Genomic DNA, 23,191 nt, shown 5'->3' with positions numbered 1-23,191 from the left:
CGGCCTTTTCTCATTGCGGGTCGAATTCCCGTCACACCTTGCGATAGAGCTCAGCGCCGGTCTGCACGAACTCGACGGCCTTGGCTTCCATGCCTTTAGTGAGCGCTTCCTCTTCCTGCAAGCCCTGCGCTGCGGCGAAATCGCGCACATCCTGAGTGATCTTCATTGAACAGAAGTGCGGCCCGCACATCGAGCAGAAGTGGGCGACCTTGGCCGATTCCTTGGGCAGGGTTTCGTCGTGGAAGGACTTGGCCTTGTCCGGATCGAGGCCGAGGTTGAACTGGTCGTCCCAGCGGAACTCGTAGCGTGCCTTGGACAGCGCGTTGTCGCGGATCTGCGCGCCGGGATGGCCCTTGGCGAGGTCGGCGGCGTGGGCGGCGAGCTTGTAGGTGATGATGCCTTCCTTGACGTCGTCCTTGTCGGGCAGGCCGAGGTGTTCCTTGGGCGTCACGTAGCAGAGCATGGCGGTGCCGTACCAGCCGATCATGGCGGCGCCGATGCCACTGGTGATGTGGTCGTAGCCCGGCGCGATGTCGGTGGTCAGGGGGCCGAGGGTGTAGAACGGGGCTTCCTTGCAGTATTCGAGCTGCAGGTCCATGTTCTCCTTGATCAGGTGCATCGGCACGTGACCCGGGCCTTCGATGATGGTCTGCACGTCGTGCTTCCAGGCGATCTCGGTGAGTTCGCCCAGCGTCTTCAGTTCGCCCAGTTGCGCTTCGTCGTTGGCGTCGTAGATCGAGCCCGGGCGCAGGCCGTCGCCGAGGCTGAAGGCGACGTCGTAGGCCTTCATGATTTCGCAGATTTCCTCGAAATGCGTGTAGAGGAAGCTTTCCTTGTGGTGCGCCAGACACCACTTGGCCATGATCGAGCCGCCGCGGCTGACGATGCCGGTCATCCGGTTGGCAGTCATCGGGATGTAGCGCAGCAGCACGCCAGCGTGGATGGTGAAGTAATCGACGCCCTGCTCGGCCTGTTCGATCAGCGTGTCGCGGAAGATTTCCCAGGTCAGGTCCTCGGCCTTGCCGTTGACCTTCTCCAGTGCCTGGTAGATCGGCACGGTGCCGATCGGCACCGGGCTGTTGCGGATGATCCACTCGCGCGTTTCGTGGATGTTCTTGCCGGTGGACAGATCCATCACCGTATCGCCGCCCCAGCGGATCGACCAGGTCATCTTCTCGACTTCTTCCTGGATGCTGGAGCCGAGCGCCGAGTTGCCGATGTTGGCGTTGATCTTGGTGAGGAAGTTGCGGCCGATGATCATCGGCTCGCTTTCCGGGTGGTTGATGTTGTTCGGGATGATGGCGCGGCCGCGGGCGACCTCGCTGCGCACGAATTCCGGCGTGATCTCGGCCGGAATCGAAGCGCCGAAGCTCTGGCCCGGATGCTGGCGGGTGAGCAGCTTGGCCATCTTCTCGCCGGTCGGACCGGTGGCTTTCAGCGACTCGATGTAGGCGGCGCGATTGAGGTTCTCGCGGATCGCCACGTATTCCATTTCCGGCGTGATGATGCCTTTCCGGGCGTAATGCATCTGCGACACATTGGCACCGGCCTTGGCGCGGCGCGGTTTGCGGTGCAGGCCGGGGAAGCGCAGTTCGTCGAGCGCCTTGTCGGCGGCACGCTGGCGGCCGAATTCGGAGGACAGGTCGGGCAGTTCCTCGGTGTCGCCGCGTTCTTCGATCCACTTGGCGCGCAGCGCCGGCAGGCCGGAGCGGATGTCGATCTTCGCCGCCGGGTCGGAATACGGGCCGGAACAGTCATAAACGAAGATCGGCGGATTCCTCTCGCCGCCGAAGCCGGTCGGCGTGTCGGCCTGGGAGATTTCGCGCATCGGCACGTGCAGATCCGGGCGCGAGCCCTTGACGTAAACCTTGCGCGAATTGGGCAGGGGCTGGATCGCAGCCTCGTCGACGTGGGCGTTGGCGGCGATGAATTGTTCGTTGGCGTTCATGAGTGCTCCGTGCGGATGTTCAGCGGGGTAAGACGGGCAAGGAGCGAGACGGTTCCGCTGGCGGATTTCGTTTCCCTACGTCGGCATGACCCGATCAGGTTCGAAGGGTATTTCTCAGTCGAGCGCTGTATCGTCGACACCCCTAACGAGAGTGCTGCAAGGTACTGGAAACACAGGCAAAATGCAAGAAAGCACGGTGCTCGCTCAAGATTCCCGGAAAATGGTCGAAATATCTCCGACAAGCCCGTGAAAATTCGAAGAAAACAGACAGGAAATCACCCATGCGTTCGACGACCATCGCCATTTTGCTGGCCAGCCTGCCCTGCCTGGCCTGGGCCGCGCCCACCTGGCAGAACATTTCCAGCGAAGCCGGGCGCAGCATCGAACTTGACCGCACCACCCTCAAACGTACCGGCAACGTCGTCGAGGCGCTGAGTCGGGTGACGCTGGATCGCCCCTTGTCCGATACGCGGACCGGGACGCCTTATCGGATCATTGAAGCGACCACTCGCTATGACTGCGCGACGCGCAGTGCAAAAACCATCAAGCGCATCTACCGGCAGACCGAAAATGATGTCATCCGTGAGGAGGAGATTGCTGGCGCTGAATTGCCGGTGCGTACCGGCACCCTTGACGATCGCGTGTTGCGCGAGGTCTGTCGGCCGCCCAAGGAAGATCCGGCGGAACTCGCCAAGCGTGCCAATGAGGCGGCGAGCAAGCTGCAGGAAGCGAATGCAGCGCTATTGAAGAAGGAGCTGGCGAAGGAGCCGGCGCCGGTCGTGAAAACTGTCGACAAGCCCGACTCGCCGATTCCGTCGATCCGTCCGAATCTCAAGGCGGCAATGGAGGCGTCGCGCGGCGAGGCTGCAGCGCCGGTGGAAACCCGGCCGAAGGCTGAAGAAGCGCCGCCGCCTGCCAAGCCGAAACCAAGCCTCAGCGTTTCACATGGAACGACCCAGGTCGTTCATAACACCGCGCCGACGCCGCGTCCGGTCAAGCCAACCAGCGGGCGCAGCAGTGCCGGCTACATGCTCGAGCTGGTGACGCCGCACAAAGCGGTGACCTGGGGTTACGAGGGTGACGGTGCGCCCGAGAACTGGGTCAAGCTCGATTCGCGTAACGTCCTCTGTGCTGCCGGCAAGCGCCAGTCGCCGATCGACATCCGGGATGGCATCAAGGTCGATCTCGAACCGATCCGTTTCGATTACCGGCCGTCCACTTTCCGCATCGTCGATAACGGCCATACCGTTTCGGTCGCCGTTGGCGACAGCAGCTTCACCTTGACCGGCAAGACCTACGATCTGGTCGACATTCACTTCCACCGCCCTGGCGAGACGCGGATCAACGGCCAGCGTTACGACATGTCCGCCCATTTCGTGCATCGTTCCGTCGACGGGCAGCGGGCAGTGATCGAGGTGCTGATGACGCGCGGCAAAGAGCATCCGCAGGTGCAGACCCTGTGGAATCATTTGCCGCTTGAAAAGCATGTTCCGGTCGAGCCGCCGACCGCCGTTTTCGAGCCGGCCGCGCTTCTGCCTGGCAGCAAGCAGTATTACACCTTCATGGGGTCGCTGACGACGCCGCCCTGCACCGAAGATATCCTGTGGATCGTCTTCAAGCAGCCGATCGAGATTTCCGACGAGCAAGTGCGGATTTTCGGCCGTCTCTATCGCAACAATGCCCGTCCCGTGCAGCCGATCGGCGAGCGGCTCATCAAGGAGAGCCGTTGACCCCTGGCGCTGTGGGGTGTTAGCTTGATGACCCATTAGTCATTAAGCGACCATGAGCACTGCCAAACCCGTCCGTAAACGACGCAAGGAAGCCCGCCCCGGCGAGTTGCTGGCGGCGGCGCTGGCGCTCTTCGTCGAGAAGGGCTACGCCGCCACCCGGCTCGACGACGTTGCCGCCCGTGCCGGCGTCTCCAAAGGCACGCTCTACCTCTACTACGCCAGCAAGGAAGCCCTGTTCAAGGCGGTAATCCAGGAAGGCATCGTGCCGGTCCTGGCGGAGAACGAGGCGATTGCCGCCAGTCACGAAGGCAGCAGCTTTTCCCTGCTGGAAAAGCTGCTCGATCACTGGTGGACGCGTATCGGCTGCACGGCGTTTGCCGGCATTCCCAAGTTGATCGTCGCCGAAGCGCAGAACTTCCCCGAGATTGCCAGCTACTACACGACCAACGTGATCGCCCGCGGTCGCGCCCTGGTCGGCGCCGCGCTAAGCCGTGGCGTGAGCAGTGGTGAATTTCGCCCCTGCGATGTCGAGCAGACGATCGACGTCATCATCGCGCCACTGCTGATGCTGCTGATCTGGGAACATTCGTTGGTGCACTGTGGCCAGCCGGCGCTACAACCGCGCGCCTATCTGGCGACGCACCTGGCGCTGTTGCAGCGGGGCCTGTGCGCGGCTCGGGTATAATCAGGCTTTGTCAGAACCGATATATTAGAGTATTCTAATATTTAGTTTGCGGAGAATTTCATGAACATCGAACAAGCGCGTTTCAACATGGTCGAGCAACAGATCCGTCCCTGGGATGTCCTAGACCAGAAAATTCTCGACCTGCTCTTCATCGTCAAGCGCGAAGATTTTGTGCCGGCGGCGTACCGCAACCTGGCCTTTGCCGATATGGAAATTCCGCTCGGCGAAGGTCAGAGCATGCTGGCGCCGCGTGTTGAAGCCCGCCTGCTGCAGGAGCTCGGCATCCGCAATTCCGACCGCGTGCTCGAAATCGGCACCGGCAGTGGCTACATGGCGGCCTTGCTGGCGGCGCGCGCCGAGCATGTGATCACCCTTGAGTCGCGGCCGGAACTGGCAGCGATTGCCCGCGACAACCTGCAGCGTGCCGGTGTCGCCAACGTCACGGTCGAATCTGCCGATGGCAGCCTTGGCTGGGCGCAACGGGCGCCGTACGACGTCATCGTCATTTCCGGTGCCGTTCCCCGGATCCCGGCCGCGCTGCTCAAGCAGCTGCGGGTTGGCGGCCGCCTTGCCGCCATCGTCGGTGATGCACCGGTGATGGAAGCGCAGATGATCACCTGCGTTGCCGATGGCACCTATAACACCGTGAATCTGTTCGAGACGGTGGTGCCGTCGCTCGACAATTTCGCGCCGGCGCGCGAGTTCAGCCTGTGATGCGACAGATTCGGGCATCGCAACTGGCGGAATGGCTGGCCGACGGGAATCGCCAGCCGCCCTTGTTGCTTGATGTCCGCGAGCCCTGGGAACTGGCCTACTGTCAGATCGAGGGTTCGCTGCACGTGCCGATGCACCTGATTCCGCTGCGTTGCGCCGAATTCGATCCGCAACGTGAAATCGTCGTCATCTGCCACCACGGCGGTCGCAGCATGCAGGTCTGCATGTTTCTCGAACGCAAGGGTTACGGCACCGTGTTCAACCTTCTCGGCGGCATCGAAGGCTGGGCCTGTGAGGTCGATCCTGGAATGAACCGTTACTGAGGTCCGCATGAAACAAATCGCCTGGCTTTTGGCCACTTCCCTGACTGCTGCGCCGCTGCATGCGGCTGATCTTGCCCGGATTTACCGCGACGCCCAGGATAACGACCCGGTATATGCCGCGGCCCGGGCAACGCGCGATGCCGGACGCGAAAAAGCGCCGCAGGGGCTGGCCGGCTTGTTGCCGACGGTGAGCGTTTCCGGCAACACAGTGTGGAACGATGTCGATTCGGAGCCGCGTAACGCCCCGACGGCCGCCAGCAATGCCCAGTACAACACCAATGCCTACCAGTTGACCTTGTCGCAGCCGCTGTTCCGCTGGCAGAACTGGGTCGCCTACGGTCAGGCGAAGCAGCAGGTGGCGCAGGCCGAAGCCACCTTCCAGCAGGCCAGCCAGGATCTGATTCTGCGGGTGGCGCAGGCCTACTTCGACGTCCTCTACGCCAGCGAGAACCTGACCGCAGTGCGCGCCAACAAGGAAGCGATTGCCCAGCAGCTTGAACTGGCGAAGAAGAGCTTTGAGGTCGGTACCTCGACGATAACCGATACCCATGAAGCACAGGCCCGTTTCGACCTCGTTCAGGCGCAGGAAATCGCCGCCGAGAGCGAGCTTGAAGTGCGCCGCCAGGCCTTGCAGACGCTGATCGGCCAGGATGCCGGCAAGCTCGCTCCGCCGCGCAAGGATGCGGTGCTGGCGCCGCCCGAGCCGAACCGTCTGGCCGATTGGGTCGCCGCCGCGGAAAAGGACGCGCTGGCGGTGCAGATCCAGCAAGCGCAAGCCGAGATTGCCGCCCGCGAAGTCGACAAGCAGCGAGCCGGCCACTATCCGACGCTCGATCTGGTGGCCAACCGTGGCAAGTCGAAGGCCTATTCAAGTGCCGCGCTGGGCGCGGTTGATACCGACTTCGCGAATTACGGGCTGCAACTGAACATTCCATTGTTCCAGGGCGGCTCGACCACCTCGCGCCAGCGCGAGGCCGCCGCCAACAGCACAGCTGCCCGCTTCGGTCTGGAAGCGGCGCGCCGCAACGCGGCGCTGGCGGCACGTCAGTACTACCTCGGCGTCACCAACGGCCTGGCCCAGGTCAATGCGCTGAAAGCGGCGCTGGTGTCGTCGCAGTCGGCGCTGGAATCGAACAAGCTGGGTTACGAGGTCGGCGTGCGCATCAACATCGACGTGCTGAACGCCGAAAACCAGGTCTACGTGACACGGCGCGACCTCGCCAAGGCCACCTTCGACACGCTGATGGCGCAGTTGCGCCTGAAGGCGGCGGTCGGTGCGCTCGGCGAAGATGACGTGACGAAGATCAACGCGCTGCTCGACGACAGCGCCGCGCAATAAGCGCCAGCGTGCGCTGCGTTGCCCCGCGGTGAGCGGTGGCGAACGCGGCGCAGGCGGCGCGCATCGCCGCCAGTTCCCCGCTTTCCCGAAACAGCCGGTGCACGGTATCGACCAGCGCATCGGCATCGGCCACCCGCAGCGCGGCGCCGGCGGCGATGGCGTCCTCGGTGGCGCGCAGGAAATTGAAGGTGTGCGGGCCGACGATCACCGGGCAGCCGCAAGCCGCTGCCTCGATCAGGTTCTGCCCGCCAAGCGGTGCCAGGCTGCCGCCGATGAAGGCAAAATCGGCCAGCGCATAGTAAGCCGCCATTTCGCCCATACTGTCGCCGAGCCAGACCTGCGTTTCGGCCGTCGGCTGGGCGACGCTGCGGCGTTGCCAGCGCAGGCCGCGCTGTTCGAGCAGCGCGGCAACTTCCCCGAAGCGCTGCGGATGCCGCGGCACCAGGACCAGCAAGGCACCGTCCACGGGACGACGCAGCCAGGCATCGAGCAAGGGCCCCTCCTCGCCTTCGCGCGTGCTGGCGGCCAGCCAGACAGGGCGCGGCCCCAAGCCGGCGCGCCAGGCGCGGCCGGTGGCGAGACGTTCGGCGGGCGGTTCGACGTCGAATTTCAGGTTGCCGCAGACTTCGACCTGCGGCGCCGTCAGCGCGGCGAGCCGTTCGCCGTCGCCGGCGGTCTGTGCGGCGACCGCGGCGAGACGGGCGAAAGCCGGCCGGGTAAGGCCGCCGAAACGGGCGTAGCCGCGCGCCGAGCGCTCGGACAGGCGGGCGTTGACCAGCACGACGGGAATTTCGTGGCGCTCGGCAGCGGCCAGCAGGTTGGGCCAGATCTCGGTTTCCATCAGGATGCCGAAGTCCGGCTTGAAATGCCGGAAAAAGCGGCCGACCGCGTCCGGCAGATCGTAAGGCAGGTAGGCCTGGATCACGCGCTCGCCGAACACTTCGCGGCCGGCGGCACGACCGGTCGGCGTCATGCCGGTGAGCAGGACGCGGTGCGTCGGCCAGGCTGCCTGTAAGGCTTCTACCAGCGGCTGGGCGGCGCGGGTTTCGCCGACCGAGACGGCATGCACCCAGAGCAGCGGCGCCTCCCCGGCGGCGCGGCCGTGACCGTAGAAGCCGAAGCGCTCGCCGATGTTAGCCAGGTATTCCGGCTGTTTTCTCGCCCGCCAGGCGAGGCGAAGGAAGATCGCCGGGCTCAGCAGGTAGAGGCAGAGCGAGTAAAGCAGGCGCAGCATCAGCCCAGACCCTGTGCCAGTTCGGCCAGGACCGCGTCAACCTCGGGGCATTGCCCGCAGCCGCCCAGGTTGCGGTGGAAGGCGCTGCCGTAAACGCCGGTCAGGCCGGGTTCGGTGGCGGTGTACAGGGCGACGGTGGGCACCTTGAGCGCCACCGCCAGGTGGGTCAGGCCGGTGTCCACGCCGACTACACCGCGGGCGCCGGCGAGCAGCGCGGCCAGCGCTTCGATGCTCAGCGGCGGCGCGGCGACCGCCTGCGGCATGGCGGCGGCCAGGCGTGCCGCGCGCTCGCGTTCGGGGGCGCTGCCGGCCGGCAGCACGGTACTCAAGCCCTGATCGGCCAGCCGATGGCCCAGCTCGATCCAGCGCTCTTCCGGCCACAGCTTGTCGTCGCGGCTGGTTGCGGTGAGCAGGACGACGTGGTCGCCGGCCGGCAGCCAGTCGCAGCTGACGGCCGGCGCGGCAATCCCGTAATCGACCGTGGCGTCGGCCAGGTAACCGAGCGCCGCCGCCGCCAGTTGGCGGTTGCGCACCACCGCGTGCAGGTCGCGCGGGACGCTGTAATGGCGTCCGTAGAAAATTGCCGCCAGCGGTTCGCGGGCGGCGTCGAAGCTGTAGCCGGCGCGCGGCCCACGGGCCTGGATGGTGCACAGCCCGCTTTTGATCAGCCCCTGAGTGTCGATCACCAGGTCGTAGGCTTTGGCCCGCAGCGCCTGCCGGCTGGCGCCAATCTCGCGCCAGGTGGCGCCTTGCAGCAGGGACTTGCGCCAGCGCCGGATGGCCACCGGGATGACGCGATCAACATCGGGATGCAGGCGGGGAATCGCCGCAAAGACGTTTTCCACACACCAGTCGATGGTCGCCTGCGGAAAGTGTCGCCGGATGTCGCTGACGACCGGCAGATTGTGGATGACATCGCCGAGCGACGAGGTTTTGACGAGCAGGATGCGCATCGGCGCGGGACCGCAAAAACGAAAGCGCGATTATAGATCGCCCGGCGTGCGTGACGTGCATCGGCGGCGGCAGCACGCTCGCATGCGTTAAAATGCGCCCATATCGTTTTGCGGATTCCATCATGTGCGGCATCGTCGCGGCAGCAGCCGGCAGCAACATCGTTCCCGTCCTCGTCGAAGGGCTGAAGAAACTTGAATACCGCGGTTACGATTCGGCCGGGCTGGCCGTCGTTGGCGCCACCGGCATCGAACGCGTCCGCTCGGTCGGCCGGGTCGCCGAACTGGAAGCCGCCGCGGCCGGCACCAGCGCGCCGACCGGCATCGCCCACACCCGCTGGGCAACGCACGGCATCCCTTGCGAGCGCAACGCCCACCCGCATGTCTCGGGCGGCATCGCCGTCGTCCATAACGGCATCATCGAGAACTACGAAAGCCTGCGCCGCGAACTGACCGACCTCGGTTACGTGTTCACCTCGGATACCGACACCGAGACCATCGCCCACCTCGTCGAACACCTGCTGCGCGCCGAACCCGACCTCTTTCGCGCCGTCCAGCTCGCCTGCCGCCGCCTGGTCGGCGCCTACGCCATCGCCGTCATCGACCAGCGCCAGCCGGGCAAGGTCGTCGTCTCCCGGGAAGGCTCGCCGCTCCTGCTCGGCCGCGGCGAAACCGGCAACTACGCCGCCTCCGACGCCTCGGCCCTGCTCCAGGTGACGCGCAACATGGTTTACCTGGAAAACGGCGACATCGCCGAGCTGACCGCAGCCGGTGTGCGCATCGAACGCCTCGACGGCACGCCGGTCGAGCGCCCGGTGCATGTTTCCGAACTTTCCGCCGCCGCCGTCGAACTCGGTCAGTACCGCCACTACATGCAGAAGGAAATCTTCGAGCAGCCGGAAGCGCTGGCCAACACGCTGGAAATCGTCGGCGGCGCGAAAAGCATCCAGCCCGGCATTTTCGGCGCCGATGCCGGCAATCTGCTGCACGATGTCGACCAGGTGCTGATCCTCGCCTGCGGCACCAGCGCCCATTCCGGGATGACCGCCCGCTACTGGCTCGAAGCCATCGCCGGCGTCCCCTGCACGGTCGAGATCGCCAGCGAATACCGCTACCGGACTTCGGTCCCCGATCCGCGTCAGCTAGTCGTCGCCATCTCGCAATCCGGCGAAACCGCCGACACCCTGGCCGCGCTGCGCCACGCCAAGTCGCTTGGGCAGCAAAAGACGCTGGCCATCTGCAACGTGCCGGAATCGGCGATCGTCCGCGAATCGGCGCTGCGCTTCATCACCCGCGCCGGCCCGGAAATCGGCGTCGCCTCGACCAAGGCCTTCACCACCCAGCTCGCCGCCCTCTTCCTGCTCACCCTGGTCATGGCCAAGGTCCGCGGCCAGCTAAGCGAAGTGGACGAAGCCGCCTACATCGACCAGCTCCGCCACCTGCCGGTCGCGGTGAACAAGGTGCTAACGCTGGAAAACGAGATCGAAGCCTGGGCCCGCCGTTTCGCCGACAAGCACCACGCCCTCTTCCTCGGTCGCGGCCGCCACTACCCGATCGCCCTCGAAGGCGCGCTGAAGCTCAAGGAAATTTCCTACATCCACGCCGAAGCCTACCCCGCCGGCGAACTCAAGCACGGCCCGCTGGCCCTGGTCGATGCCGCCATGCCGGTCATCTCGGTAGCGCCGAACGACGAGCTGCTGGAAAAGCTCAAGTCCAACCTCCAGGAAGTCCGCGCCCGCGGCGGCGAACTCTACGTCTTCGCCGACGCCGACGCCGAAATTCCCAGCACCGAAGGCGTACACATGCTGCGCCTGCCCGAACACTACGGCCAGCTCTCGCCCATCCTGCACGTCATCCCGCTACAACTGCTCTCCTACCACGCCGCCCTGGTCAAGGGCACTGACGTCGATAAGCCGCGCAACCTGGCGAAGTCGGTGACGGTGGAGTGAAGGCCGGCGGAGCTTAGTGGTTGCGCTGTTGATTACGACAGGTTTTGGTGGGTGCCGCCAACGCGTACGGTGAGTTTCGGCTTTCGACCCATTGCCGCCGGTCGTGCCTTGGAAAAGCGGACGTTCAACGTTTGAATTCACCAGCCTTGCGCGGCTTTATGCGCAAGGCTGGTGAAATGATGGGTTGGGCATCGTCAGGTTCCCAGTGGGGCTTCCGCATCAAGCCACGCTTGATACGCCAAAGATGCAGGAGGCGGACTCGAAGTCATTGGCGTTTCCGAAGTATCGATGCCAGAGATAGAAAAACCCAGTAACTCAGCGAAAAGATCTCTCCGTTGCTCAGATGGTATGTGAGCGCGCTGGCATGCAATGAGATAGGCGCATGCAATATGCTCCCAAGCGGCAACTTCAGACGTGGGGTTGGCGTCGCGCTGAAAGTTCGTAATCATCTCAGTGAGATTCATGGGGACGGCATCACTGAGCACCGCATGAACTAACCGAATTCTGACAAGCAACGATATCGGTAGCGTTTCGTGACGAATTGGACTCGGTTTCAGATCGGCGATTGGCATTACTGTGGGGGTAGCCTTCTTTATGGCTTCCCGCCACAGCAACCAGCGTTGAAGATTCGCGAAAATTTCTGGACGGGCAACTTTGACAATTCGCAAACCGATTTGCTCGATTGACAGCGCGTCCGTGGCAACGGCCACTTTGTCGGCAAGCGTTGGGCTGACTTGACGAATATCGTCGGCAGCAACTTTGTGCCATACAGGAAGAATTGTCTTTCCGTAGGCAACCTCCTTCGATACAAGACCGGCAAGCTCGTGCTGAGGCCAGCCCTTCAAAAAGAAGGATGGGCTAAGAATCACGACTCCGAAACGGGAAGCTGCAAGCCCCTTGTCTATCGAGCGCGAGAGGCTATCTCCCATATCGAGAGTGAATTCGTCATACCAAACATCGACACCAAGAGATCGAAGGAATTCACTGAGCGGGCGAGCAACCTCTGCTTTATCTTCGGAGGCGTGAGAGATGAATACGTCGTATGGAGTCATGGGAGTGTAGATGCCCAACAGTGTTTACACGGACGCATGGGTCCGTATGACAATTGATGTTGTTGACGTGGGATTGGCTGCTCAAATCGCATTGTTGTCAGTGGGTTAGAGTTCTTGCGGTCAGTATAACAAAGCAATATACCGAACGGGTCCAAGAGGCGCTACGGCAGCTTTCTGGCAGCATCTTCGAAAGGCCGCTTCTGGCCGATTGCAGTCGTCAGTTTTTCTGAATGAACTCTGTGCTCCCCGACCGGCGGCAATGCGCCTCCCCGAGGCATCGGCTCACTCGCTACTGTATCGGTCAAGATTCCGCCAGGCAGCCTTTCCCGGCCATCCCGAAGTCATTTTCCGGTAGAGTTTGGCCCCATGACTTTTGAGGGGCGGCTTCGCTCCGGATCGGGGATGGCATGAAAACCGGATTTTCCTTTTCCTGGCGCGGCCTGCTGGTCGTCGTTCTGGCTTTGCTGGCGATTGCGCTTGGCGCGTATCTGCAGTTCGGATCGGGAGCGTCCGGCGATGAGGCGGCGGATGAAGGCGGTGCTTTCGAGGTCGTCGATGCGGCGCATCGCGAGTTCGATGGTTCGCCGGCGCTGGCCCTTTCCTTCAGCTTGCCGCTCGATCCCCGGGGCAATCCCGGCAAGTTCGTCGAAGTGCTCGAGATGCCGCCGCGCAAGGGTGAGCCGGTGGTCGGCGAGAACGACGAGGACAGCGCCGAGGCCAGCGAAGCGATGGAAAGCACGGTCAGCAGCAGCGAGGCGGATACCGTGCTCGACGGCGGCAAGCCGGTGGCCGGGGCCTGGGTGGTGGGCGAGAATCCGCGCCTGCTCTTCTTCCCGAACGTCAAGCCGCAGACCCGCTACATCATCCGCGTCCAGCCCGGCTTGCCGGCGCGCAACGGCAGCACGCTGGGCGGCGAGGTGCGTTATTCGATCCGCACCGCGGCGGTGGCGCCGGCCTTCTATTTTGCCAGCCGCGGCATGGTGCTGCCGGCCGGCCAGAACGGCGGCCTGCCGGTGAGCACGGTGAATGTGCCAGAGGTGGACATCCAGTTCCTCAAGGTCAAGCCGGAAGCCCTGCCCACCTTCCTCGACAAGGTGATCGCCGGGGCGCCGCTGCCGCGCAGCGAGTCGGCCGACGACGAGGATGAGGAGTCGTACTACGACTACGAGAACCGGACGACCAAGCTGCAGGGCGCCATCGACACCTGGACGCTGGACAACCTGAACAAGCTGACCACCAGCGCCTTCGTCGGCCGTTTTGTCACCGAGCAGAAGGCCAACCGGCGCAGCGTCACCTTCATTCCGGTCGAGAACATTCCGACCCTGCGCGAGCCGGGCGTCTATATCGCGGTGATGTCGCAGCCCAACCGTTTCCGCCAGGAATACCAGACCACCTACTTCTACGTCAGCGATCTCGGCCTCCACGTGCGCCGCCATGTTTCCGGCAGCGCCGACGCCTTCGTCAGTTCGCTGGTCGACGGCAAGGCGGTCGGCGGCGTCGAGGTTTCCTGGCTGTCCACCGACGGCAAGGTGCTGGCCCGCGCCACCAGCGATGGCGACGGTCGCGCCGCTTTTGCCGAGCAGCCGGCCGAGGCGCGGGTGATCGTCGCCCGCAAGGGTGAGCAGTTGTCGCTGATCGCGCTCAAGGAGCCGGCGCTCGACCTCTCGGAATTCGATGTCGGCGGTCTGACCTCGGCGCCGGTGCGGCTGTTCGCCTACAGCGGGCGCAATCTTTACCGACCGGGCGAGAGTTTCGACGTCTCGGTGCTGGCGCGCGATGCCGACGGCCGCCCGGTGCCGGCGCAGCCGGTCCAGGCCATCCTGCGCCGGCCGGACGGCAAGGCGCAATGGACGGCGAGCTGGACGCCGGACGCCAAGTTCCCCGGCTACTACCGGCGGCGCATCGAACTGCCGGCCGATGCCGCGACCGGCAACTGGTATCTCGAACTGCGCGGCGACCCGGCGGCGGCGCAGGCCAGCACGACGCTCGACTTCAACGTCGAGGAATTCCTGCCCGAGCGCATGAAGCTCGATCTCGGCGCCGACAAGACGCCGCTCAAGCCCGGCGATAGCTGGCAACTGGCGGTCACCGGCAATTACCTGTACGGCGCGCCGGCCGCCGGCAACCGCCTGCTCGGCGTGGTCAACACGGCGCGCAGCGCCAGCCCGCTCGCCGCCCTGCCCGGCTTTGTCTTCGGCGATGCCGATGAGGACAGCACGCGCAGCCGCCAGGAACTGGCCGAAAGCCAGCTCGACGACGCCGGCAAGGCGGCGGTCGACATCGATTTCTCCAGCCTCGAAGGCCGCCGCTCGCCGTTCTCCGTGCGCGCCACGCTGAGCCTGCTGGAAAGCGGCGGCCGGCCGGTGATCCGCAGCATCGAGCGGACCTGGTGGCCAGCGCCGGAAATGGTCGGCGTGCGGCCGCTGTTTAGCGGTGCCTACGCCCGCGAAGGCTCGCGTGCCGAATTCGAGGTGGTGCTGGCCGACAACGCCGGCAAGCTCAAGGCCGGCAAGGCGCTGCCGGTCCGCATGTTCCGCGAGAACCGCGACTGGTACTGGCGTTTCGACGACCAGCGCGGCTGGCATTCCGGCTACACCGAGAGCGACGAGCTGGTCGCCTCGACCCAGGTCAGCATGCCGGCCGGCGGTCGCGGCAAGCTGTCGCTGCCGGTCAGGTACGGCCGTTACCGGATCGAGATCGTCAATCCGGAAACCCAGATGCTCACCCGCTACCGCTTCTACGCCGGCTGGTCGGCGCAGGACGACGAAAGCCAGGGCGTGCGCCCGGACCGCGTCGGCCTCAAGCTCGACAAGGCCGCCTACAAGGAAGGCGAAACCGCCCGCCTGACGATCACCCCGCCGCATGCCGGCGAGGCGCTGATCACCGTCGAGGGCGACAAGCTGCTGTGGTCGAAGCGGATCAGCCTGGGCAGCGACGCCACCACCATCGACCTGCCGATTGCCGCCGAATGGAAGCGCCACGACCTTTACGTGACGGCGCTCGTGCTGCGCCCCGGCAACGCCGGCGCCAGCGTGACGCCGGCGCGGGCGCTGGGCATCGCCCACCTGCCGCTGGCGCGCGACGAGCGCAAGCTGGCGGTCAGCCTGGAAGCGCCGAAGAAGATGGAGCCGGACCGGCCGCTCAAGGTCAAGGTCAAGGTGCCGGGCGCCAAGGGGCAGAACGCGCTGGTGACGCTGTCGGCGGTCGATGTCGGTATCCTCAACATCACCAGTTTCAAGAGCCCCGATCCTTTCGCCTTCTACTTCGCCAAGCTGCGCTACGGCCAGGATTTGAACGACGTCTACGGGCGCCTGATCGAGAAGATGGGCGGCCGCAAGGGCAAGCTCAAGTGGGGCGGTGACGCGGCGCCGAAGGCGACGCGCAGCCTGCCGAAGAAGGTGCGGCTGGTCGACCTGTTCAGCGGTCCGGTCGCGCTCGACGCCAACGGCGAGGCGGAAATCAGCCTGCCGGTGCCCGACTTCAACGGCAGCCTGCGGCTGATGGCGGTGGCCAGCGCCGGTGAGCGCTTCGGCATGCAGGAGGCCGAGGTCACGGTGGCGGCGCCGCTCGTCGTCGAACTGGCGACGCCGCGCTTCCTCTCGGTCGGCGATTCGGCCCTGCTCGCCCTCGACGTGCACAACCTGGCCGGCAGCGAGCAGGAAGTGAAGATCCATGTCAGCAACGACGCCGGCCTGGTGATCCGCAACGGCGAGCAGAAGTTCTCGCTCAAGGACCAGCAGAAGCGCATCCTGCGCATTCCGCTGGAAGCCGGTACGGCGCACGGCCTGACCGAGGTGCGGGTGCACATCGAAAGCCCGCGCAGCAAGCTGGAGCGTACCTTCCCGCTCCAGGTCCAGGCGCCTACGCCGCGCCAGACGGTGATACGCCGTTACATCGTCAATCCGGGCGAGACGCTGGAAGTGCGCGACGCCGAGCTCGGTGGCTTCCTGCCGCAGACGGTCGGCGCTACGCTGGCGGTCTCGGACAAGGCGCCGATCGACGTGCGCAGCGTGGTCAAGGGCCTGCTCACCTACCCCTACGGTTGCGCCGAGCAGACCACCAGCACCGCCTATCCGCACGTCTTCATCGACGAGGCGGCGGCCCGCCAGTTCGGCCTCAAACCCTACACCCAGGCCCAGCGCGCCGAGACGCTCGACAAGGCGATCGGCCGCCTGGCCGGCATGCAGGCGCCGAACGGCGGTTTCAGCCTGTGGGGCAACTACTCCGAGTACCAGTACTGGCTCTCGGCCTACGTCGCCAACTTCCTGGTCGATGCTCGTGAACAAGGCTTCGCGGTGCCGCCGGAGATGGAGAAGAAGGCGCTCGACTTCCTGCTCAAGGGCCTGCAGGAAGGCGTCGCCGGCCTGCCGCGCGGGCCGCTCGCCTACAACGAGAACAGCGTCTGGAACGACTGGCGCTACGCCGGCTCCGGGCGCTTCGCGGTACTCGCCTACGGCGCCTACGTGCTTGCCACGCAGGGCAAGGCGCCGCTGGCGACGCTGCGCCAGCTGGCGGAGGCCAGTGAGCGCTCGCACTCCGGTCTGGCCTTGATCCACCTCGGCATCGCCCTCAAGCTGATGGGCGACGAGCCGCGCAGCAAGGCGGCGCTCGAGGCCGGCCTCAAGAAGCCGCGCGACAACCGCTACTGGTGGGGCGACTACGGCAGCAACCTGCGCGACTGGGCGCTCAACTACGTGCTGTTGCAGAAGCACGGCCTGGCGCCGGAAGGCCGCGACAACCTGGTCACCCTGGTCGCTGCCGAAATGGAGAAGCAGCATTACCTGAGCACCCAGGAGAAACTCGCCGTCTTCCTGCTCGGGCGCAGTTTTGCGACCCAGCCGAGCGGAGCCTGGCAGGCCGAGTTCGTCCACGGCAGCCTGCCGCCGGCGATCGGCGGCAAGGGCACCCAGTTCCGGCCACTCGACGGCGGCGAACTGGCGGCCGGGGTCAAGCTGAAGAACACGCACGGCGAACGCCTCTTCGTCGAACTCAACTTCAGCGGCAACCCGATCAAGGCGCCGGCTGCCAAACGCGACGTCTTCGACCTCGAACGCGAGTGGTACACCGCCGACGGCAAGCCGCTCGCCAAGCGTCCGCTGCGCGTCGGCGAAAGCCTGATCGTCCGCCTCAAGGTGAAGACGCGCGGCCGTTACGCCAACGCGCTGGTCGTCGATTACGTGCCGGCCGGATTCGAGATCGAGAACGCCAACATCGTCCAGGGCGAGCAGAACGAAACGGCGATCGGCGGCATCTACGCCAGCCAGGCGATGCAGGACGCGCGGATCAAGCACGTCGAGTTCCGCGACGACCGCTTCGTCGTCGCCGCCCGTCTCGAGGGCGACATGAGTTTCTTCTACCGCGTGCGGGTGGTGACGCCGGGCCGCTTCGTCGTCCCGCCGACCTACGCCGAGGACATGTACCAGCCGATGATTTACGGCTTGAGCAACGGCGGCGAGCCGATCAGCATCGGCGATGGTCAGGCGCAGTAAGCCGGCGCGCCGCGGCGGGGGGCGATGAAGCTATCCCGGCGCGGTCTGCGCTGGGCGCTGGCGGCCTTGCTCGGCGCCCTGCTGCTCGCCGATCAGCTGGCGCCGCCGCCGCTGCCCGGGCGCGACACGGCGCGCGCCCAGGTGGTGCTGGCGCGCGACGGCACGCCGCTGCGCGCCTTCCCCGACCGCACCCACATCTGGCGCCACCCGCTGCGCCTCGACGAGGTGTCGCCGCGTTACGTCGACGCCGTGCTCGCCTACGAGGACCGTTTCTTCTACTGGCACTTCGGCATCAACCCGGTGGCCCTGCTGCGCGCCGCCGGGCAGTGGCTGTGGCACGGCCACATCGTCTCCGGCGGCTCGACGCTGACCATGCAGGTGGCGCGCCTGCTCGAACCGGTGCCGCGCACGCCGGCTGGCAAGCTGCGCCAGATGCTGCGCGCCGTGCAGCTCGAACTGCGCCTGTCGAAGCGCGAAATCCTCGAGCTTTACCTGAGCTACGCGCCGATGGGCGGCGTCCTCGAAGGCGTCGAGGCGGCCAGCCGTGCCTACCTGGGCAAGCCGGCGTCGTCGCTGTCGCATGGCGACGCCGCCCTGCTCGCGGTGCTGCCGCAGGCGCCGTCGCGGCTACGCCCGGACCGCTACCCGGCGGCGGCGCGCGCCGCCCGCGACAAGGTGCTCGACCGCCTGATCCCGCGCTGGGGCGAGGCGGTCGTCGCCGACGCCCGGCAGGAGGCGGTGATCGCCCAGACCGTGCGCGAGCCGCTGCTCGCACCGCTGTTCGCCGAGCGCGTGCGCAAGCTGCATCCCGGCGTCGCCCGCATCGAAACGACCCTCGACGCCGCCACCCAGAGCAGCGTCGAGCAACTGCTCGGCAGCCGCCTCGGCGTGCTGCCGCCACGCGTTTCGATGGCCGCCCTGGTGGTCGATAACGCGACGCTGGAAGTTCGCGCCTACGCCGGTTCCGCCGATTTTTCCGACAACCAGCGTTTCGCCCACGTCGACATGGTGCTCGGTCGCCGCTCGCCGGGTTCGGCGCTCAAGCCTTTCCTGTACGGACTGGCGCTCGACGAGGGGCTGATCCATTCCGAATCCCTGCTCTCCGACGTGCCGCAGTCCTTCGGCGGCTACCAGCCGGGCAACTTCCAGGCGAGCTTTTCCGGGCCGGTCGGCGTCACCGAGGCCCTGCAGCGTTCGCTCAACGTGCCGGCGGTCGAAGTCCTCGACCGTCTCGGCCCGCAGCGCTTCGTCGGCCTGCTGCGGGCCGGCGGCCTCAAGCTCGATTTGCCGCGCGACGCCCAGCCCAATCTGTCGGTGATCCTCGGCGGCGTCGCCGTCAGCCTCGAAGACATGGTCGGCGCCTACACCGCGCTGGCCCGCGGCGGCATCGCCGGTCGGCCGCGCTACACGGCGGCGGCAGCGCTCGAGGAAAGGCGGATGCTGAGCGAAGGCGCCGCCTTCATCATCCGCGACCTGCTCGAAGCCGGCGGCCCGGTCGGCCGCCAGGTCGAGGCCGGCGTCGGCGTGCGCCGCGGAATCGCCTGGAAGACCGGCACCAGCTTCGGTTTCCGTGACGCCTGGGCGATCGGCGTCAGCGACCGCCACACGGTCGGCGTCTGGGTCGGCCGCCCGGACGGCACGCCCAATCCGGGTTTCTTCGGCGCCAACATCGCGGCGCCGCTGCTGGTCGATATTTTCTCGGCGATCGATGCGCTCGGCCGCGTCGACCGGCAGCCGCCGGCCAGCGTCAGCCAGGCCCGCATCTGCTGGCCGCTCGGCCTGCGCAGCACCGACACGCCGGCCGCACTCTGCCACCAGGAACGCACCGCCTGGCTGCTCAACGGCGCCGCGCCGCCGACCTTTCCCGACCGCCTGCGCAGTGGCGCCGCCCGCTACACCGATTACCGCGATGCCGACAGCGGTCTGCGCGTGCGTGCCGCCTGCGCCGCTGGCGAAATGCTCGCCGTCGACATGGCGCGCTGGCCGGCGGCGCTCGAACCCTGGCTCGACGCGACGACCCGCAGCCGCGCCCTGCCCCCGGCCTGGAGTCCGGCCTGTCAGCAGGCAGTGGCGCCGGGTGACGGCCTGAAAATCATCGGCATTAGCAGTGGCGAGACGATCCGCCGTGCCGCCAGCGGTGGCGCGCCGTTGCTGCGTCTCGAGGCGCGCGGCAGTCGGCAGCCGCTGATCTGGCTGGTCGACGGCCGGCAGGTCGGCCGCACGGTGCCCGGCAAGGCCCTGCCCTACCGCTTCGAAGAAGCGGGCCGGCACGCGATCACGGCGATGGACGACAGCGGTCGTTACGACCGGGTGGAAATCAGCGTCCAGTAGGCGTCTCGCCGACGAGCAAAAGCCGTCGGCATTTGTTATCGTTCGGGTAAAACACAACCCAGCCGCATGGCGGCCAGTTCAGCGATGAGTTCCTTCCTACAGCGCCGGCCGGAGTGCCGGTCATGAGCACCTACGCCATCGGCGACATCCAGGGCTGCCACGATTCCCTGCAACGCCTGCTCGATCTTTGCGCCTTCGACCCGGCGCTGGATCGCCTGTGGCTGGTCGGCGACCTGGTCAATCGCGGCCCGAAATCGCTGGAAACGCTGCGCCTGATCAAGTCCTTCGGCGAGGCGGCGGTGACCGTCCTCGGCAACCACGACCTCTACCTGCTGATGGTCGCCGAAGGCGGTGCCAAGTACCGCGGCAAGGACGATACGCTCGACGCCGTGCTCGGCGCGCCGGACCGCGACGAACTCCTCGACTGGCTGCGCCGGCAGCCGCTCTGCCATACCGAGGGCGATTTCTGCCTGGTGCATGCCGGCCTCTTGCCACAATGGACGGCCAAGCGCGCCCGCGAACTGGCGCGCGAGGTCGAGGCCAAACTGCAGGGCAAGGATTACCGCGATTTCATCCTCAACCTGTGGGGCAGCGAACCGGCGGCCTGGGACGATGACCTGAAGGGCTGGGCGCGGCTGCGGGTGATCGTCAACGCGATGACCCGGATGCGCTTCTGTACCAAGAAGGGGGTCATGGAGTTCAAGGTCAAGGGCAAGCTGAACAACGCCCCGGGCGGCTACCTGCCGTGGTTCGAGGTGGCGGGCCGCAAGAGCGCCGACAGCGTGCTGGTTACCGGCCACTGGTCGGCGCTTGGCCTGCGTATCACGCAGAATCTGCTGGCGCTTGATTCAGGCTGCCTGTGGGGCGGTCATCTGACCGCAGTGCGCCTGGAAGACCGCCGGGTATTTCAGGTGGATTGCTCGCCAGCGGAAGCCCTGCCGCTAAAGCAATAGCTTCGCGTGCGGCGGCGGCGACCTGCTTGCGGTCCTCGCCCCGGGTGCCGCGCAGCGGCGTCGTCACCAGGCGGGCGATGATGCGCGGCCGCTTGAGGATGGCGGTGGTGCATTGGCCAAGCGAGATCTCGCCGTCGTAGCGCGGCGCCAGACTGCGCTCGCCGTTCAGTTCCCAGTAGGAAATCGCCGCCGGCAGTACCGGCCGGCCGGCGGCCAGCGCCGGTTGCAGCAGCGCGGCGTGGAAATGCAGCAGGCTGCGGCCGTCGGTCGTCGTGCCTTCGGGAAAGACGGCGACCACCTTGCCCTGCCCCAGAATGCCGGCGATTTCCTCGTTGATCAGGCGGGCGTGGCCGCGGCTGCCACGGCGCAGGAAGACGGTGTCGTTCTTCCAGGCCAGCCAGCCGATCACCGGCCAGCGCCGGACTTCCTCCTTGGACACGAAGGCGGCCGGCACGGCGGCGTTGATGACGAAGATGTCGATCCAGGAAACGTGGTTGGCGACCAGCAGCACGCCGGGTGCCAAGTGGGTGAGGTCGGCTTCCACTTCGACGCCGAGCGCGTCGAGCAGCGCCGCCGACCAGCTCTGCTTGAGCCGCAGCCGGCGGAGGTCGCCGCAAATGCGGAAGACGGTCAACGACACCAGCGCGCCGGCCAGTACCAGCAGAAAAAGCCGGAACAGCCGGAAAGCGCGATGGAGGGCGGTGGTTTCTTTCAGTCTGCCTGTCCCAGGTAGTGTTTGGCGTAGCGGCTGGAGACCTTGGCCATCGGCATCAGGATGGGCAGGTCGGCCGTGTTGAAATCGGGATCCCAGGCCGGTTCGCCGCAGATCCAGGCACCGGCGCGCAGGTAGCCCTTGATCAGCGGCGGTACCTCGGCCGGGCGATCCTGCTGCAGCGCCGCCAGCGGCAGCGGGCAGCGCGGAAAGACGCGGTATTCCTGCGGTCCGAGATGATCGACGACCAGGCGATTATACAGGCTGGCCGCGGCGTGACCGCCGTCGGCCATGCTGATCGAGGCGCAGCCGATCAGGTAGTCGTGGCCGCGTTCGATCATGTACTGGGCAAGCCCCGACCAGAGCAGGGTGATCGTCGCGCCGGTGCGGTAGTCGGGATGGACGCAGGAGCGGCCGATTTCGACCAGACGCGAACGCAGGTGCTGGAGGCGGGTGAGGTCGAATTCGTTTTCCGAGTAGTAGCCGACCTGGCGGGCGTTTTCCGGCGGCAGGATGCGGTAGGTGCCGACGATTTCGCCGCTTTGCGTGTCGCGCACGACCAGGTGTTCGCAGTAGGGGTCGTAGATGTCGTGGTCGACGCCGGGGGTGCGGCTCGGCAGGTTGGCACCCATTTCGCCGGCGAAGACGCGGTGCCGCAGGCGCTGCGCGTCGAGGATGTCGCTGGCGCTGCGGGCGAAGCCGACGGCCAGGTGCTTGCGTTCGGGACGGCTGCGCTGCGCAGCGCGGTGCAGGTTTTCCATGTTGTTCTCCTTGTAGGCAGTGGAGAACAGCATGGAACAGGCGTGTTACACGCCGATTTCCCGCGGATGACGTCGCGGTTTCAGTCCTGCCAGGGCAGAACGCCGAAGGCCTGGCGGTAGCGTTCGCCGATTTCTTCGCGGCTCGGCTGGTGATTCTGGCCGCCGCGGTGGGCGATCTTGATCGATCCCAGCAGCGAGGCGAGGCGGCCGCAGCGCTCCCAGTCCCAGCCGTTGGCGATGCCGTAGAGCAGGCCGGCGCGGTAGGCATCGCCGCAGCCGGTCGGGTCGACGATGGCGTCGGGCGTGACGCAGGGGATGTCGTAGCGCCTGCGGTCGGCGTGGATGGTCGAACCTTCGCCGCCGCGGGTGACGATCAGCGCCTTCACCTCGTCGGCAAGTTGTTCGAGGCTGCGGCCGGTGCGGTCGCAGGCGAGCTTGGCCTCGTAGTCGTTGAAGCAGGCGTAGTCGGCAAGGCGCAGGAAGTCCATCAGGTCGTCGCCGTCGAACATCGGCAGGCCCTGGCCCGGATCGAAGATGAAGGGAACGCCGGCCGCCGCAAAGTCACGGGCGTGCTGGAGCATGCCTTCGCGGCCGTCGGGGGCGACGATGCCGAGCGTCGCGCCGGCCCGTTCGACCTTGTTCAGGTGCGAGAAGGCCATCGCGCCGGGGTGGAAGGCGGTGATCTGGTTGTCGTCGAGGTCGGTGGTGATGAAGGCCTGGGCGGTGAAGCTGCCGGGAATCGAACGGACCTGGGCGCGGTTCAGGCCGAGGCGGTCGAGGCGTTCCAGATACGGGGCGGCATCGTCGCCGACGGTGGCCATGATCGTCGCGTCGCCGCCGAGAAGCATCAGGTTGTAGGCGATGTTGCCGGCGCAACCGCCGAACTCGCGGCGCATTTCGGGAACCAGGAAGGCGACGTTGAGGATGTGGATCTGCTCGGGCAGGATATGGTTCTTGAAACGGTCTGGAAAGACCATGATGTTGTCGAAGGCCAGCGAGCCGCAGATCAGTGTCGTCATTT

General features: G+C 66.0%; 15 protein-coding genes, 1 pseudogene and 1 riboswitch. Of the genes and pseudogenes, 9 read left to right on the top strand and 7 right to left on the bottom strand.

The window, feature by feature from the left end:
- Positions 1 to 31 precede the first annotated feature (31 nt).
- Positions 32 to 1,948, bottom strand: a complete 1,917-nt coding sequence (gene thiC / locus ACE3OV_RS04445) for a phosphomethylpyrimidine synthase ThiC (protein ID WP_374325428.1) — start codon at positions 1,946 to 1,948, stop codon at positions 32 to 34.
- A gap of 55 nt (positions 1,949 to 2,003) precedes the next feature.
- Positions 2,004 to 2,102, bottom strand: a riboswitch (TPP riboswitch).
- Positions 2,103 to 2,229: 127 nt separating this feature from the next.
- Here thiC and ACE3OV_RS04440 point away from each other — a divergent pair.
- From ACE3OV_RS04440 to ACE3OV_RS04420, 5 genes are read left to right on the top strand one after another with little or no spacing between them, the layout of a single operon-like run.
- Entirely contained in the window at positions 2,230 to 3,678 is a 1,449-nt protein-coding gene (locus ACE3OV_RS04440) for a carbonic anhydrase (protein ID WP_374325426.1), read from the top strand.
- Between the two features lie 52 nt (positions 3,679 to 3,730).
- Positions 3,731 to 4,363 carry a TetR/AcrR family transcriptional regulator gene (locus tag ACE3OV_RS04435; protein WP_374325424.1) on the top strand — a complete coding sequence of 211 codons (633 nt, stop codon included), beginning with the start codon at positions 3,731 to 3,733 and terminating at the stop codon, positions 4,361 to 4,363.
- A gap of 60 nt (positions 4,364 to 4,423) precedes the next feature.
- On the top strand, positions 4,424 to 5,077 hold the full coding sequence (locus tag ACE3OV_RS04430) for a protein-L-isoaspartate O-methyltransferase (RefSeq protein WP_374325422.1): 654 nt from the start codon (positions 4,424 to 4,426) through the stop codon (positions 5,075 to 5,077).
- The gene (locus tag ACE3OV_RS04425; protein ID WP_374326226.1) at positions 5,077 to 5,400 is read left to right on the top strand and encodes a rhodanese-like domain-containing protein; all 324 of its coding nucleotides are present in this window, start codon (positions 5,077 to 5,079) and stop codon (positions 5,398 to 5,400) included. The genes ACE3OV_RS04430 and ACE3OV_RS04425 overlap by 1 nt, the downstream gene beginning before the upstream one ends.
- A gap of 7 nt (positions 5,401 to 5,407) precedes the next feature.
- Positions 5,408 to 6,739 carry a TolC family outer membrane protein gene (locus ACE3OV_RS04420; RefSeq protein ID WP_374325420.1) on the top strand — a complete coding sequence of 444 codons (1,332 nt, stop codon included), beginning with the start codon at positions 5,408 to 5,410 and terminating at the stop codon, positions 6,737 to 6,739.
- Here the strand turns inward: ACE3OV_RS04420 and waaA are convergent.
- Complete coding sequence (gene waaA / locus ACE3OV_RS04415) at positions 6,705 to 7,973, bottom strand: lipid IV(A) 3-deoxy-D-manno-octulosonic acid transferase (protein ID WP_374325418.1); 1,269 nt, start codon at positions 7,971 to 7,973, stop codon at positions 6,705 to 6,707. The two genes, ACE3OV_RS04420 and waaA, sit on opposite strands and share 35 nt — an antisense overlap.
- Positions 7,973 to 8,926 carry a lipopolysaccharide heptosyltransferase I gene (gene waaC / locus ACE3OV_RS04410; RefSeq protein WP_374325416.1) on the bottom strand — a complete coding sequence of 318 codons (954 nt, stop codon included), beginning with the start codon at positions 8,924 to 8,926 and terminating at the stop codon, positions 7,973 to 7,975. The genes waaA and waaC overlap by 1 nt, the downstream gene beginning before the upstream one ends.
- 122 nt (positions 8,927 to 9,048) lie before the next feature.
- On the opposite strand from waaC, the gene glmS reads away from it, so the two are divergent.
- Positions 9,049 to 10,872, top strand: a complete 1,824-nt coding sequence (glmS, locus tag ACE3OV_RS04405; RefSeq protein WP_374325414.1) for a glutamine--fructose-6-phosphate transaminase (isomerizing) — start codon at positions 9,049 to 9,051, stop codon at positions 10,870 to 10,872.
- 194 nt (positions 10,873 to 11,066) lie between these two features.
- Here the strand turns inward: glmS and ACE3OV_RS04400 are convergent, their stop codons facing one another.
- The gene (locus tag ACE3OV_RS04400; protein WP_374325412.1) at positions 11,067 to 11,942 is read right to left on the bottom strand and encodes a toll/interleukin-1 receptor domain-containing protein; all 876 of its coding nucleotides are present in this window, start codon (positions 11,940 to 11,942) and stop codon (positions 11,067 to 11,069) included.
- 389 nt (positions 11,943 to 12,331) lie between these two features.
- Here ACE3OV_RS04400 and ACE3OV_RS04395 point away from each other — a divergent pair, with 389 nt between their 5' ends.
- From ACE3OV_RS04395 to ACE3OV_RS04385, 3 genes are all read left to right on the top strand, one after another.
- Positions 12,332 to 17,413 carry an MG2 domain-containing protein gene (locus ACE3OV_RS04395; protein WP_374325410.1) on the top strand — a complete coding sequence of 1,694 codons (5,082 nt, stop codon included), beginning with the start codon at positions 12,332 to 12,334 and terminating at the stop codon, positions 17,411 to 17,413.
- Between the two features lie 24 nt (positions 17,414 to 17,437).
- A complete protein-coding gene (gene pbpC / locus ACE3OV_RS04390) occupies positions 17,438 to 19,744 on the top strand; it encodes a penicillin-binding protein 1C (protein ID WP_374325408.1) in 2,307 nt (768 codons plus the stop codon).
- Positions 19,745 to 19,866: 122 nt separating this feature from the next.
- Complete coding sequence (locus ACE3OV_RS04385; RefSeq protein ID WP_374325406.1) at positions 19,867 to 20,697, top strand: symmetrical bis(5'-nucleosyl)-tetraphosphatase; 831 nt, start codon at positions 19,867 to 19,869, stop codon at positions 20,695 to 20,697.
- A gap of 190 nt (positions 20,698 to 20,887) precedes the next feature.
- Here the strand turns inward: ACE3OV_RS04385 and ACE3OV_RS04380 are convergent.
- The 3 genes and pseudogenes from ACE3OV_RS04380 to ACE3OV_RS04370 form a co-directional block, all read right to left on the bottom strand.
- Positions 20,888 to 21,208 (bottom strand): annotated as a pseudogene (locus ACE3OV_RS04380) (lysophospholipid acyltransferase family protein); the annotation flags it as partial.
- A gap of 200 nt (positions 21,209 to 21,408) precedes the next feature.
- Positions 21,409 to 22,170 carry a GNAT family N-acetyltransferase gene (locus ACE3OV_RS04375; RefSeq protein WP_374325405.1) on the bottom strand — a complete coding sequence of 254 codons (762 nt, stop codon included), beginning with the start codon at positions 22,168 to 22,170 and terminating at the stop codon, positions 21,409 to 21,411.
- 80 nt (positions 22,171 to 22,250) lie between these two features.
- Entirely contained in the window at positions 22,251 to 23,189 is a 939-nt protein-coding gene (locus ACE3OV_RS04370) for a carbohydrate kinase family protein (protein ID WP_374325403.1), read from the bottom strand.
- Positions 23,190 to 23,191 lie beyond the last annotated feature (2 nt).

Origin of the sequence: Azonexus sp., from assembly GCF_041909095.1 — a bacterium.
Taxonomy (GTDB): Bacteria; Pseudomonadota; Gammaproteobacteria; order Burkholderiales; family Rhodocyclaceae; genus Azonexus.
Note: the sequence above shows the minus strand (reverse complement) of the source record. Positions and strands in the feature narration are given on the sequence as shown.

Bases quoted from the DNA above. Each gene is read 5' to 3' on its own strand.
- pbpC (WP_374325408.1), top strand. From the start codon at position 17,438: ATGAAGCTATCCCGGCGCGGTCTGCGCTGGGCGCTGGCGGCCTTGCTC.
- ACE3OV_RS04370 (WP_374325403.1), bottom strand. From the start codon at position 23,189: ATGACGACACTGATCTGCGGCTCGCTGGCCTTCGACAACATCATGGTC.
- glmS (WP_374325414.1), top strand. From the start codon at position 9,049: ATGTGCGGCATCGTCGCGGCAGCAGCCGGCAGCAACATCGTTCCCGTC.
- ACE3OV_RS04440 (WP_374325426.1), top strand. From the start codon at position 2,230: ATGCGTTCGACGACCATCGCCATTTTGCTGGCCAGCCTGCCCTGCCTG.
- ACE3OV_RS04395 (WP_374325410.1), top strand. From the start codon at position 12,332: ATGAAAACCGGATTTTCCTTTTCCTGGCGCGGCCTGCTGGTCGTCGTT.
- ACE3OV_RS04420 (WP_374325420.1), top strand. From the start codon at position 5,408: ATGAAACAAATCGCCTGGCTTTTGGCCACTTCCCTGACTGCTGCGCCG.
- thiC (WP_374325428.1), bottom strand. From the start codon at position 1,948: ATGAACGCCAACGAACAATTCATCGCCGCCAACGCCCACGTCGACGAG.
- ACE3OV_RS04430 (WP_374325422.1), top strand. From the start codon at position 4,424: ATGAACATCGAACAAGCGCGTTTCAACATGGTCGAGCAACAGATCCGT.
- ACE3OV_RS04425 (WP_374326226.1), top strand. From the start codon at position 5,077: ATGCGACAGATTCGGGCATCGCAACTGGCGGAATGGCTGGCCGACGGG.
- ACE3OV_RS04435 (WP_374325424.1), top strand. From the start codon at position 3,731: ATGAGCACTGCCAAACCCGTCCGTAAACGACGCAAGGAAGCCCGCCCC.
- ACE3OV_RS04375 (WP_374325405.1), bottom strand. From the start codon at position 22,170: ATGGAAAACCTGCACCGCGCTGCGCAGCGCAGCCGTCCCGAACGCAAG.
- waaC (WP_374325416.1), bottom strand. From the start codon at position 8,926: ATGCGCATCCTGCTCGTCAAAACCTCGTCGCTCGGCGATGTCATCCAC.
- ACE3OV_RS04385 (WP_374325406.1), top strand. From the start codon at position 19,867: ATGAGCACCTACGCCATCGGCGACATCCAGGGCTGCCACGATTCCCTG.
- waaA (WP_374325418.1), bottom strand. From the start codon at position 7,973: ATGCTGCGCCTGCTTTACTCGCTCTGCCTCTACCTGCTGAGCCCGGCG.